Origin of the sequence: Sphingomonas panacis, from assembly GCF_001717955.1 — a bacterium.
Lineage (GTDB): Bacteria > Pseudomonadota > Alphaproteobacteria > Sphingomonadales > Sphingomonadaceae > Sphingomonas > Sphingomonas panacis.
Window position 1 is genome coordinate 1,056,677 of sequence record NZ_CP014168.1, and the last position, 13,098, is coordinate 1,069,774.

Annotated in this window: 9 protein-coding genes; 6 read left to right on the plus strand and 3 right to left on the minus strand. The window is 65.5% G+C overall.

Translation table 11 applies throughout. The features are described 5' to 3' along the window. Positions 1-23: 23 nt before the first annotated feature. From J0A91_RS04725 to J0A91_RS04735, 3 genes are all read right to left on the minus strand, one after another. A complete protein-coding gene (locus tag J0A91_RS04725) occupies positions 24-2,327 on the minus strand; it encodes a TonB-dependent receptor (protein WP_083224512.1) in 2,304 nt (767 codons plus the stop codon). A gap of 689 nt (positions 2,328-3,016) precedes the next feature. Then, positions 3,017-5,350: a TonB-dependent receptor gene (locus J0A91_RS04730; protein WP_206364989.1), complete on the minus strand. Its 2,334-nt coding sequence runs from the start codon at positions 5,348-5,350 to the stop codon at positions 3,017-3,019. Between the two features lie 240 nt (positions 5,351-5,590). After that, positions 5,591-6,046, minus strand: a complete 456-nt coding sequence (locus tag J0A91_RS04735) for a MarR family winged helix-turn-helix transcriptional regulator (RefSeq protein WP_069203939.1) — start codon at positions 6,044-6,046, stop codon at positions 5,591-5,593. A 75-nt stretch (positions 6,047-6,121) separates the two neighbouring features. Here J0A91_RS04735 and J0A91_RS04740 point away from each other — a divergent pair, with 75 nt between their 5' ends. From J0A91_RS04740 to mgrA, 6 genes are all read left to right on the plus strand, one after another. Next, a complete protein-coding gene (locus J0A91_RS04740) occupies positions 6,122-7,573 on the plus strand; it encodes an aldehyde dehydrogenase (protein ID WP_083224513.1) in 1,452 nt (483 codons plus the stop codon). A 6-nt stretch (positions 7,574-7,579) separates the two neighbouring features. Beyond that, positions 7,580-8,047, plus strand: coding sequence for a DUF3237 domain-containing protein (locus tag J0A91_RS04745; protein ID WP_069203940.1), 468 nt, complete (start codon positions 7,580-7,582; stop codon positions 8,045-8,047). Between the two features lie 23 nt (positions 8,048-8,070). Continuing rightward, positions 8,071-8,907, plus strand: a complete 837-nt coding sequence (locus tag J0A91_RS04750) for a p-hydroxycinnamoyl CoA hydratase/lyase (protein WP_069203941.1) — start codon at positions 8,071-8,073, stop codon at positions 8,905-8,907. Positions 8,908-8,922: 15 nt separating this feature from the next. Beyond that, complete coding sequence (locus J0A91_RS04755) at positions 8,923-11,055, plus strand: acetate--CoA ligase family protein (RefSeq protein ID WP_069203942.1); 2,133 nt, start codon at positions 8,923-8,925, stop codon at positions 11,053-11,055. Between the two features lie 45 nt (positions 11,056-11,100). Then, positions 11,101-11,958, plus strand: coding sequence for an oxygenase MpaB family protein (locus J0A91_RS04760; protein WP_069203943.1), 858 nt, complete (start codon positions 11,101-11,103; stop codon positions 11,956-11,958). 61 nt (positions 11,959-12,019) lie between these two features. Further along, complete coding sequence (gene mgrA / locus J0A91_RS04765; protein ID WP_069203944.1) at positions 12,020-13,096, plus strand: L-glyceraldehyde 3-phosphate reductase; 1,077 nt, start codon at positions 12,020-12,022, stop codon at positions 13,094-13,096. Positions 13,097-13,098: the final 2 nt, after the last annotated feature.

A 13,098-nucleotide genomic window follows, 5' to 3' on the forward strand; every position in this document is an offset into this window, starting at 1 on the left:
CGTACCTTTGTCTGTAAGGGCGTTCAGAAGCTCTTGCGCACGTTGATGCCGATCGTCCGCGGCGCCGCCGACGTGGCGGAATACGAGTTCGCGGTAGAGGATTGCGACGCACGGTTGATCGCGACCGCATCGAACAGGTTGTTGACGAACAGATAGACCCCAGCATCGCTCTCCTTGAGATCGACGCCAACGCGCACGTTGGTCAGCGAATAGCCCGCCATCTTCACCCGGTAGACGCTGGCCGGGCGGAACTCCGAAAAGGACGATCCGACATAGTTGAAATCCGCGCGCGCGAAGAAATCGAGGCGGCTGCTAAGCGGCGCGGTATATTCCGCACCGGCGGACCCGGACCAGTTCGGGATATAGGGGATGCGATCGCCGACCCGGCCGGCGGCGACGACCGAAGCGTTGACCTGATCCTCCGTCAGTCGCGGATCGATATAATTGCCCGAGAAGGTGAGTTGCAGCCCGCGCGTCGGCCGGACGAACGCTTCGGCCTCGACACCCCGGATGCGGGCAGCGCCGGCATTCGACAGGAAGCTGAACGCACCGTTGGGCGTGCGGCCGCTGACCTGGATGTTGGTCCAGTCGATCTGGTACGCGGCGAGGTTCAGCGTCAGCTTGCGGTCAAACAGGCCGAGCTTAGCCCCGACCTCGTAGTTCCACAGGCTGTCCGACCTGTACGGGGTGAGGTCTGCGGACAAGCCGATTACCTGGTTGGCGCCCCCCGGGCGAAAGCCCTGGGACGCGGTGGCGTAGATCATCATGTCGGCGCTCGCTTGCCACGATGCGTTGAATTTGAGCAACGTGCCGCTTTCGGAGGAATCCACCGACGATAGCGCGCGCGCCGGCGCGCCGATCAGCGTCCAGGCGACGTCGGTAAAGCCTTGCACCGTCTTGTTGTAGTTGAAGTAGCGGATGCCCGCGGTCAGTCCGATCGTTGACGTGGGGTGAAGGGTGCCCTCGCCGAACGCGGCATATTGTTCGAGCTGGTCGAAAATCTCGCGACGATAGAAGATTTGGTTTGGCGTGATGATATCGCCGCTCATCTTGTCGGCGCGCACGTCCTCCGATGTCACTTCGTTCTTGCGGTTCTGATAGAAGCCGCCAATCGTCCAGTCGAACAGGTGCGTACCGTTCGAACTGATCCGTACCTCTTGCGTGAAATCCTTGGTCGATCCGGGATAGTAGATCGCCGCCGGAGTCAGGCTGTCGATGTAGCCGTAGTAACTGGTGAGCTGGCCGGCGGAACAGGGCGCACCACCGCTCGCGTTGACATACGCCGAGCATTTGGCAGCGGTGCGATAGCTGCCGATATAATAGCTGTCGTCCGCCGCATATGCGGAGCGGCGATGCTGGTAGGAGGTGATCGACGTCACCGAGGCCGAACCGAGATCGAGTTTGCCAGTGACATTGTAGATCTGCGAACGATCGGTGTAGGGCAGCATCACCTGCGTCGCAGACTTGTAGTTACCGACCGCAGGATTCCAGCTCGCCGAAAACGCGTCGGTATTCTCGACCATCGCCGAGCCATCGATCGTCAGGTTGGACGATGGCGTCAGGCGCACCATCAGCCGGCCACCTGTCGCGGTATAATCGTTGACGTTCTTGCGATTGAGGAAGCTGTTGTCGATATAGCCGTCGGCGTCACGGCGATACAGCACGGCTCGTACCGCCAGCAGATCGGTGACCAACGGCACGTTGACCATACCCTGGACGAAATAGCCCAAACCGCCGCCCTTGGTTCCGGCGATCTGCGATTCGATCTTGCCTTCATACGCTTGGGTTGGCTTGTTGAGGATGACCCGGATCGCGCCGCCCATCGAACTCGCGCCGTACAATGTACCCTGTGGGCCGCGCAGCACCTCGATGCGGCTGACGTCGAACAGCGTGAAATCGGCGGTGCGTCCGGCCGCATCGCTTGAGACACCCACCGAACCGGTCACCGGGGTATCATCGTAATAGACGCCCACCGTGGCTTCACCGGACGTCTGCACGCCGCGCAGGCTGACGCGGCGCTGGCCGGGACCGTTGTCCTGAATGCGCAGGCTGGGCACGAACTTGGCGTAGTCGGCGATGTTGGTGACGCCGGCGTTGGTCAGCGTCTGGCCGGTTAGCGCGGTGATCGCCATCGGTGTCTTTTGCAATGAGGTGTCGCGGCGGGTTGCGGTGACGACGATGTCGTCGGGTTCGTCGGAGCCAGCGACCACAGAGGTGAACGTCGGCCTAGCGGCGGTCTGCGCGTGGGCTGCGGCGGCAAAACCGATCGAAAGAGCCAGTGTCGCCGTGCAGCCAAGCACGCGTATTTTTGCCGAGATCATGCGCATAGGAGTCCCCCTGTTTGTTCGTTTGCTTCCGCTCTCCTGCAATTTCGCCTCTCGGGACGTTTTCTCGACGCCAATGATGATGCAAAAATAATGTATAGACAAGAAATATTATTGCTCACAAAGTAAGCACGCCAGCGAAAGGTTGCTGATCTTTTAGGCACGACGCACATTTGGCTTCACGTTTCGCCGCAATCCCCTCAATCTCATCGCGTGTGGGTCGACCTCGCCGATACGCAATACGGCGGGATGACGCGCGAAGGCTGATCGCAACGGCCCTCACTTCGCCGCACGAGCAACGGCTCGCACGAGTAAAAGGGCGGCCCGTTCAGAGCCGTTGCAGAGGAATATAGGGGAAATCGCAAAGCGGCTGAATGAGAGGTGCTTGTAGCACCGCGCGCGATCGAAGCGGCCAGTCGCCAAAAAGCGAAGCGGCCCGGCGAGTTCTTGCGCGCAAATGGGAGGCTATATCGGGCAGGCAGCCACCCCCCTGTTCGGGCTCGGGCTGTCACCCATCTGTTGGTTCGGCCCGACGCGTGTTGCCAAGTGGAAGGGAGTGCGTTTGGGTTTCGATCGCTGAATCCCGCGACCCGGACCAAAATGAAATGCGCCGGTTGGCAGCAATCCTCTTTCGATCCGGGCGCGAGCGGCACTGGACGATGGACGGCGGCAAGCCGTCCATCGTCCGCTTATTAGAAGCCCTTCTTGACGGTCACGAAGAACTGGCGCGGTGCTCCGGCCAGCAGCGTCTGATTGTCACCGCTGTTGGTGAAGCCGTTCGAGCCGATCGTCGCGATGTACTTCTTGTCGGTGAGGTTGGTGACATTGCCGACGATCGCGAAGCCGTGCAGCGGGCCGTCGCCGTCGAAGCGGTAGCCGATGCTGGCGTCCATCGTGACACGGCCGGGCACCGACCGGTCGTTGGAGTAGGTGAAGTAGCGCTTGCTCATGTAGTCGGCGCCGACGCGGGCGGTGATGCCGTATTGATCATAGACGATCTCGCCCTTGAGCATATGCTCGGGGCTATCGACGGCGGTCTTGCCCTTGGTGTGGATAAGGCCGTCGGGCGTGTCGCGCGTGATCGCGGTGCTGACGTTATCCTGATATTGCGAGTGGTTGTACGAATAGCTCGCGAAGATCGAGAGCGGCTGGACGATCCGGTAATTGACCGAGAATTCCCCGCCATAGGTGTGGACGCTGCCGACGTTGTTGAGCGTCGGCGAGTTGCCGAGGATGCCGACGCCGTTCGCGACCGACAGCAGTCGGTTGCTGAAATCGACGTAATAGCCGACCGCGGACGCCTGGAAGCCGCCGCTACGCAGCCGCACGCCGCCTTCGACGGTTTTGGATTTCTCGGGCTTGAGCGTATTCTTCACCGCATCGAACAGCACCTGCGTGGTCGCGAAGGGACCGCCGGCGGCCGAACTGGTGAAGGCGCGCATGTTCTCGGTATAATCAGCGAACAGCTCGACATTCTGGGTTGCGCGGTACAGCACGCTCGCCTGCGGCTGGAACCAGTCCCGCGCGTCGATCCGGCCTTGCGCCAACGTGCCGACCCGCAGCTTGGCGTTGTTGATGACCTGCACACCCTTCCAGCCGGCGGAGATTTCGAGCGTGTCGCCGGCCAGCTTGAGCGTGTCCTCGACGTGATATTGCAGCGTGTCGGTGTCGTACTTGCCATCCCATGCGGTCGCATAGGGGTTGCTCTGATAGTCGAGCGCGCTGCGGTTGGGCGTGCCGAGCGTCATGCCGTAGAGACGGCGCGCGATGTTGAGCGTGCTGCTCTCGTACCAGCCGCCGAAACCGAAGGTGTTGGCGCCAGCCTCATAGCTCAGCGCGCTGATGATGCCGCCGCGCTTCAGGCCGTATTCGGTGGTGCGGAACGACAAGGGCGCGGGGTTGGTGATCGGCGTGCCATCGGTGTTCAGCGCACCGAGCGGAGTGGGATTGTACGGCGTGATCCACGAGCCCTGGCCCGTGTTCTCGTGATAATAGCCGGTGGTCTTGACGGTGACGCCGGGCGCCAGCTTGGCGTTGAAGGTCACGCCGCCGAGATAATCGCGGCGCAAACCGGCGGCGTCGTAATAGCTGTCGTCGAGCGTGCCGCCGCCGGGGAGCGGCTGGCCGGCCTGCGCCGCGGTGGCGATCGCGATGGCGAGCGGGTAATTGTTGCTAATGTTGTCCAGCGAGAGACCGCGACGTTTGATCATGTCCAGGCTGAGATCCTGGTAGTCGTTTTCCTTGCGATCCGAATAGGCGAAGTAGGCCGAGATGTCGCCGAGCGTGCCGAGATCGGCGGTGACCTTGGCGTTGACCTGCTGCTGCTTCTGCTGGCCGTAGCCCTTCCACTTGTCGGTCTTGTAATAGGCGTAGCTGATATAGCCCTTGACGGTGTCGCCGATCAGCCCGGAATCGAGCCGTGCGACGCCGCGCCAGGTGTTGTTGGAGCCGTAGGTGCCCGATCCGGTCACGTTCATCGTGTCCTTGGGGTCATCGCTGTGGAACTGGATCGTGCCGCCGAGATTGCTGGTCGAGGCGGTGCCGAGCGCGCCCGCACCCTGCGCGACGTCGGTGCTGCCGACGTTCTCGGAGATGATCGCGCGGCTGATGTGGAGCCCGTTGGTGGTGCCGTAGCTCATGTCGCCGAGCGGAATGCCGTCGAGCGTGAAGCCGAGCTGGTTCTGGTTGAAGCCGCGCAGCGAAATGCGGACCGCCCATTCGTAGTTGCCGAACGCGTCGGCAGACTGGAAGTTGACGCCGGGCAGCTTTTCGATCGCCTTGAGCGGGCTGGCGCCGGGGACGATGCGCGCGATGTCGAGCGCGTCGACGGTCTGCACCTGACGGCTCTTGCCGAAGCCGAGCACGACGATGTCGGGGCTTTCGGTGCCGGCATCGCCGCTCGCAGGCGCTTCCGGCGCGGCGGGCGCGCTCTCGGGCGCTGGCGGGGTTTCGGCGAGCGCGGCGTGGGGCGCGAGCAGCGCGGCCAGCATCGAACCGGCGAGCAGAACAGTCTTGGAAAGACGCATGTCAGTATCCCTTTTCGGCCCCGAGTCACCGGCGCCTGTGGCACGTTTTTGAATGTCGAAAAGTCACGCCCGGTCGGCTGCCGCCGGAGCGTCATCAAGGTGCAAACCGCCGCCCCGTCGGGCGTTGTTTCGGCATCGAATCGCTTTTGCGATTTCCCGGCCGCCTCCACGCGCCCCTATGGTGGATGCGTGACGCCCGCGTGACAGCGGCGGCGATTCCATCGCGCATCGCGCGCCGCGTTATTCCTGCGCCGCGGTGTCCAACTGCGCGATCCGTGCCAGCGCCACGCGCAGGGCCTCGATGTCTTGGCCGGAGAACAAAGCTTCGAAGCGCCGCTCGTGCGCGAGCATGATCGCGTCCGCGGCGTCGCGCTGGGCGACGCCTTCGAGCGACAGCGACAATGCGAAGGACCGGCCGTCGACCGGATATCGCTCGATCAGGCGCTTGTTCACCAGCCCCGCCATCAACGGCACCATGTTGGCGCGCTTGATACCGAGCAGCCGGCTGATCTCGCTTTGCGTGCAGCCGGTGTTGGCGCCGACCAGAATCAGGATCGTCGCCTCGACCGGACGGAGGCCGATCTCCGCCAGCGCGACGCCGAGCGCGCCCATCATCACCCCGGACGCACGGCGCAGAACATAGCCGAGCCGGTCCGAGATCGAGTCCTGCAATGTCGGTTCGTTCGCTGCCTCCATAAATATCGCGCTACCGAGCTTGCGCCGGAAACACAACATTGGTATGTTTCATAACAATAAAACAGGAGAGCGCTTGTGTCAGGTAGCGAAGTAGCCCTTTCGATCGGCGGTACGCCACGCGCCACCCCCGAACAGTATGTGCGGACCAACCCCGTCTCGGGTGAGGTCGCCACGCGCGCCGCCGCCGCGAGCGTCGCCGATGCGACCGCCGCCGTCGATGCGGCGGCTGCGGCCTTCCCGGCATGGTCGGCGGTTGGCCCGACGGCACGCCGCATGTTGCTGCTCAGGGCGGCCGACGCGCTCGACGCCAAAGCCCAGGATTTCGTCGCGGCGATGATGGCGGAGATCGGCGCGACCGAAGGCTGGGCACGTTTCAACCTGATGCTCGCCAGCGGCATGGTGCGCGAGGCGGCGGCGCTGACCACGCAGATCAGCGGCGAGGTGATCCCGTCCGACAAGCCGGGCTGCATCGCGATGGCGCTGCGCGAACCGGCGGGCGTGGTGCTCGGCATGGCGCCGTGGAACGCGCCGATCATCCTCGGCACGCGCGCGATCGCGGTCCCGTTGGCGTGCGGCAATACCGTCGTGCTCAAGGCCTCCGAACAGTGTCCGCGCACGCATGCGCTGATCATCGAAGCGTTCATCGAGGCGGGTTTCGGCGATGGCATCGTCAACCTCATCACCAACGCGCCCGCCGATGCCGGCGACGTGGTCGGCGCGATGATCGACCATCCCGCCGTGCGCCGGGTCAATTTCACCGGATCGACCGCGGTGGGCAGGATCATCGCGCGGCGCTGCGCCGACAACCTCAAGCCCGCGTTGCTCGAACTCGGCGGCAAGGCGCCGCTGATCGTGCTCGACGACGCCGATCTCGACGAGGCGGTGAAGGCGGCCGCGTTCGGTGCGTTCATGAACCAGGGCCAGATCTGTATGTCGACCGAACGGATCATCGTGGTCGATGCGATTGCGGATGCCTTCGTCGAGAAATTCGCCGCCAAGGTCGGCACGATGCCGGTCGGCGATCCGCGCGACGGCAAGACGCCGCTCGGCGCGGTGGTCGATCTCAAGACGGTCAGCCATGTTCAGGGGCTGATCGACGACGCGGTCGCCGCCGGCGCGGTGCAGACCAATGGTGGCGCGGCCGATGGCGTGCTGATGCCCGCGCATGTCATCGACAAGGTGACGCCCGACATGAAGCTGTTCCGCGAGGAGAGTTTCGGCCCCGTCGTCGGCATCATCCGCGCACGTGACGAAGCCCATGCGATCGACCTCGCCAACGATACCGAATATGGTCTGTCGGCGGCGGTGTTCACGCGCGACACCGCGCGGGGGCTTCGCGTCGCGCGGCAGATCAAGTCGGGCATCTGCCACGTCAACGGGCCGACAGTGCATGACGAGGCGCAGATGCCGTTCGGCGGCACCAAGGCGTCGGGCTACGGCAAGTTCGGCGGCAAGGCCGGTATCGACAGCTTCACCGAGTTGCGCTGGATCACGATCGAGACTCAGCCCGGCCATTTCCCGATCTGATCGCCGGTGACCGACTCCTCCGTCCCGACCCTCGACTTCGTTTTCTCGATCCGGGTGGCGGTGTCCGCGCCGGTCGAGACGGGCTTGGTCGACGGCCATCGCCGCCGCTGCATCCCGATCACGGGCGGTTCGGTCGATGGGCCGCGCCTGCACGGCGTCGTCATGCCGCTCGGCGCGGACTGGCAGACGATCGACTCCGATGGCGTGACCGAACTCGACGCGCGCTATGCGATCATGGCGCACGACGGGACGATCATCGAAGTTCGCAATCGTGGTGTCCGCGTCGCCGCGCCCGAGGTGAGCGATCGGCTCGCGCGCGGTGAGCCAGTCGATCCGGCGCTATATTATTTCCGCACCGCGCCGCGCTTCACCGTCGCCGCCGGCCCACACGATTGGCTGCGCCGGACCCTCTTCGTTGGTGCGGGGCTGCGCCGGCCCGACCACGTTCTCATCAGCATCTACGCCGTCGGCTGACGGCCCCATCAGGAGACTTCTTCATGACCATCGACCCCGTTGAACTGGCGACCGTCGCCGTCACCGTCGAAAACGGCATCGCCTGGGTGAGCTTCAACCGGCCCGACAAGCGCAACTGCATGTCGCCCCGCCTCAACCGCCAGATGATGCGCGTGCTCGACGATCTCGAGTTCCGCGAGGATGTCGGCGTGCTGGTGCTGACCGGCGAAGGCACCGCCTGGTCGGCGGGCATGGATCTCAAGGAATATTTCCGCGAGACCGAGGTGGACGGACTTGGCGGCACGCGCAAGGCGCAGCGCGAAAGCTATGGCTGGTGGCGGCGGCTGCGCTGGTATCAGAAGCCGACGATCGCGATGGTCAACGGCTGGTGCTTCGGCGGCGGCTATGGCCCGCTGTTCGCGTGCGACCTCGCCTTCGCGGCGGAAGACGCGCAATTCGGCCTCAGCGAGATCAACTGGGGCATCCTGCCCGGCGGCGGCGCTGCCAAGGTCGCGACCGAACTCACCTCGTTCCGGCGCGCGATGTACCATGCGATGATGGGCGAGAATATCGACGGCAAGACCGCGGTCGAATGGGGCTTCGTCAACGAAGCGCTGCCGCTCGACCAGCTCAAGGCGCGCGTCGCCGAGGTGGCGGCGGTGCTGCTCAAGAAGAACCCGGTCGCGCTGAAGGCGACCAAGGACTCGATCCGCCGCGTGCGCGAGATGACCTATGACAATGCCGAGGATTATCTGATCCGCGCGCAGGAAGCCGCCAACAGCTACGACAGCGAGGGCCGCAAGGAAGGCATCAAGCAGTTCATCGACGACAAGACCTACAAGCCCGGTCTTGGCGCCTATGACAAGACCAAGCAGCGCTGAGCGGGAGCGGACATCATGACGGTCGAGACCCTGACGCCACCCGCCGCTTTGGCAACCGGTCACACGCTCGACCGGCTGCTTCGGCCCCGATCGGTCGCGATCGTCGGCGCATCCGACAAGCCCGGCGCGCTCGGCGCGTCGGTGCTGGCCAACCTGGATCGCAACGGCTTTTCCGGGGCGATCCACCTCATCAACCCGAAGCGCGCCGAGATCGGCGGGCGGCCTTGCCTCGCCTCGGTCGCCGATCTCCCCGACGGCGTCGATGCGGCGGTGCTGGCGATCCCGCGCGTGGCGGTGCTCGACACGGTCAAGGCGCTGGCGGCGCGTGGCGTCGGCGCAGCGGTGATCTTCTCGGCCGGGTTCGCCGAAGGGGGCGAGGAAGGGCTGGCCGAACAGCGCGAGATCGGCCGGATCGCACACGAGACCGGCATGGTGGTGGAGGGGCCGAACTGCCTCGGCATGACCAACTTCATCGATCGCATACCGCTCACGTTCGTCGAGACGAACGCGGTGCCGCTGGGCGATCGCAAGGGCATCGGCATCGTTTCGCAGAGCGGCGCGATGGCGTGCGTGCTGGGCACGATGCTGGCGAGCCGCGACCTTGGCCTGTCCTTCTCGGTTTCGACCGGCAATGAAGCAGCCTCGGGCGTGGAGGATTATGTCGAATATCTCCTCGATGATCCCGCCACCGACGTGATCGCGATGATCGTCGAACAATTTCGTAAACCGCAGCGCTTCCTCGCGGCGGCGCTGCGCGCGCGGACGCTCGGCAAGACGATCGTGCTGCTGCATCCCGGCAAATCGAGCGCGGCGCGCGAATCCGCCGCGACGCATACCGGCGCGATGGCGGGCGACTATGCGGTGATGCGCGTGAAGGTCGAACGGGCCGGCGTGGTCTTCGCCGAAACGCTGGAGGAGCTTGGCGACATCGCCGAGATCGCGCTGCGTTGTCCGACCGTTCCGCCCGCAGGCGTCGCGGTGCTCGGCGAATCGGGCGCGTTCAAGGCGCTGACGCTCGATCTGTGCGAGGCACTCGACCTCGATCTGCCGGTGATCGACGATGCCTCCGCGCCCGCCTTGCGCGCGGCGCTGCCCGAGTTCGTGGGGGTGAGCAATCCGCTCGACCTGACCGCACAGGGGCTGGTCGATCCCGACCTCTACTACCGCACGCTCGCCGCGCTGTTCGGCGACGATCGTTTCGGCAGCATCGTCGCCGGCATCATCCAGACCGATCCGGTAACGGTCGGCATCAAGCTGCCGCCGATCCTGCGCGCGGTGTCCGAGCTCAGGCCCGCCAAGCCGGTGATCTTCGCCGGGCTGGACGAAGGCGCCGCAGTGTCGGCCGAGTATCTCGCGCAGCTTCGCGCACTCGGCATCCCGTACTTCCCCTCGACCGAACGCGCGCTGCGTGCGCTCAAGCGGCTGACGGCGCTTGGCGGGCGCGATTTCGCGGAAGCGGCCGCGGAGCCGATCGCCGGTCTCGATCTGCCGGCGGGGGGCGTGATGCCCGAATATCGGGCGAAGGCGCTGTTGGCTCCGCTCGGCATTCCCGTGCCCGCCGGCGTGTTCGCGACCACCGTCGAGGCGGCGCTCGCGGGGGCGGAGACGCTCGGCTATCCGGTCGCGATCAAGGCGCAATCGCCCGATCTCAGCCACAAGAGCGATGCCGGCGGCGTGATCCTCAACCTCGCCGATGCCGATGCGCTGCGCGACGGCTGGGCGCGGCTTTACGCCAATGTCGCCGCCTATGACCCCGGTCTGGCGCTCGACGGCGTGCTGATCGAGGCGATGGGCCAGCGCGGGGTCGAGCTGATCGTCGGCGCGAAGAATGATCCCGAATGGGGTCCGGTGATTCTGGTCGGGTTCGGCGGCGTGACGGCGGAAATCCTCCACGATGTCCGGCTGCTGACGCCCGACCTGCCGGTCGCGGCGATCGAGCGGGAACTCTACCAGCTCAAGAGCGCGGCGCTGTTGCGGGGGTTTCGCGGATCGCCCGCGCTCGACGTGGGCGCGGTGGCCGAGCTGGTGGCGACGGTCGGCCGGATCATGCAGTCCGCGCCGAGCATCGCCGAGATCGATCTCAACCCGGTGATCGTCTATCCGCACGGGGCAATCGCACTCGACGCGCTGATCCTGATGGCGCCCTAATCCGAACGTCGGCCACCAAATCGGCGCGGGTGCGTTCAGGCGTGAATGACCGGTCAAGGCTTCTCGCTTCAGCATCGCGCCAGGCGCAGCATCGTGCGGCGCGTGCAGGCGTTGTTCAACGATCAGGCACGCGGCGAGCAGCCCGTCATCCGCAGCGACACGGCGCTGTTCGCCGCGTCCTCGCCGATCTGGCGGGTTCATGGCGACGTCACGACGATGATGATCGGCGGCGTGACGGCACTGCTGCTCCAGATGCTCCATCCGGCGGTGCTTGCGGGCGTGTGGGATCATTCGGGGTTTCGCGCCGACATGCTGGGGCGACTGCGGCGGACGGCGCGGTTCGTCTCGATCACGACCTATGGAGACAGGGCAGAAGCCGCCGCTGCCATCGCGCGTGTCCGCGAGATTCATGGCCGGATCACGGGGACGTTGCCCGACGGTACGCCCTACCGCGCCGACGACCCCGACCTGCTCGGCTGGGTGCATGTCACCGAGGCGTGGAGCTTTCTCGCGGCGTGGCAGCGATATGGCGACGGCCGGTTGTCGCGCGCCGAGGCCGATCTTTACTGCGCGGATTTCGCGACCATCGGCCACGCGCTTGGTGCGATATCCGCGCCCCGCGACACTGCCGGTACGGTCCGCGCGCTCGAGGGCGGGCGGGCGCGGCTCGCGGCGGATGATCGCACCCGCGAGGTCGCGCGGACGGTTCTCGGCCACATGCCCGACAACCCGCTTGCGATTCCGTTGCAGCGCGTGACGATGCAGGCTGCCGTCGATCTGCTGCCGGCATGGGCGCGGCGCATGCATGGCCTGCCAGCGTCCCCGCCGCTTGCGCGCCCCATCGTCAGCACCGGGGCGCTCGGTCTCGCGACGACGTTGCGCTGGGCGTTCGCGAGCCCCTGAGCGGGTTGGTTCACATCCGAACGCACGCTAAACGAAACCGCGACCGTCGAGGAGATCAACCATGCCGTTTCCCACGCCCTATACCGCCGACCCGGCCCGCTATGACGGACGCATGCCCTATCGCCGCACCGGGCGGAGCGGGCTGCGATTGCCGGCGATCAGCCTCGGGCTGTGGCAGAATTTCGGCGGCGCGGACGTGTTCGAGACCGGCCGGGCGATCCTGCGCCGGGCGTTCGATCGCGGCGTGACCCATTTCGATCTCGCCAACAATTACGGCCCGCCCTACGGCTCGGCCGAGGAGAATTTCGGGCGCGTGTTCGCCGCCGACTTCGCTGGCCACCGGGACGAACTGATCATCTCGACCAAGGCGGGCTGGGACATGTGGCCGGGGCCATATGGCGATGTCGGCTCGTCCAAGAAATATCTGATCGCGAGCTGCGACCAGAGCCTCAAGCGGATGGGGCTCGACTATGTCGATATCTTCTATTCGCACCGGGTCGATCCGGCGACGCCGCTCGAAGAGACGATGGGCGCGCTGGTCCAGCTCCACCGGCAGGGCAAGGCGCTGTATGTCGGCATATCCTCCTACGAACCCGGGCTGACCCGGCAGGCCGCCGCGATCCTCGCCGAAGAGAAGGTGCCGCTCTTCATCCATCAGCCGAGCTATTCGATCCTCAACCGCTGGATCGAGCAGGGCTTGCTCGCCACGCTGGATGCGCTCGGCACGGGCTGCATCGCTTTCTCGCCGCTTGCCCAGGGCATGCTGACCGCCAAATATCTCGGCGGCGTGCCGCAAGACGCTCGGGCGAGCCGACAGGGATCGCTGTCGCAGGCGCTGCTGAGCGAGCGAAACCTGACCGCGATCCGCACGCTCGACGGAATCGCGAAGCAGCGTGGCCAGACGCTCGCGCAGATGGCGATCGCCTGGGTTTTGCGTGACCCGCGAATCACCTCGGCGCTGATCGGCGCGCGCACCGTCGAACAGCTCGACGATTCGCTCGATGCCGTGAAAGACCTTCAGTTCACGGCGGACGAGCTCGCCGCGATCGACGCAGCGGCGGAGGACGGCGGGATCAACATCTGGTCGGGATCGTCGGAAATCTCGACGCTACCGCCCGCGCAAGGCGTGCCGGTCTGACG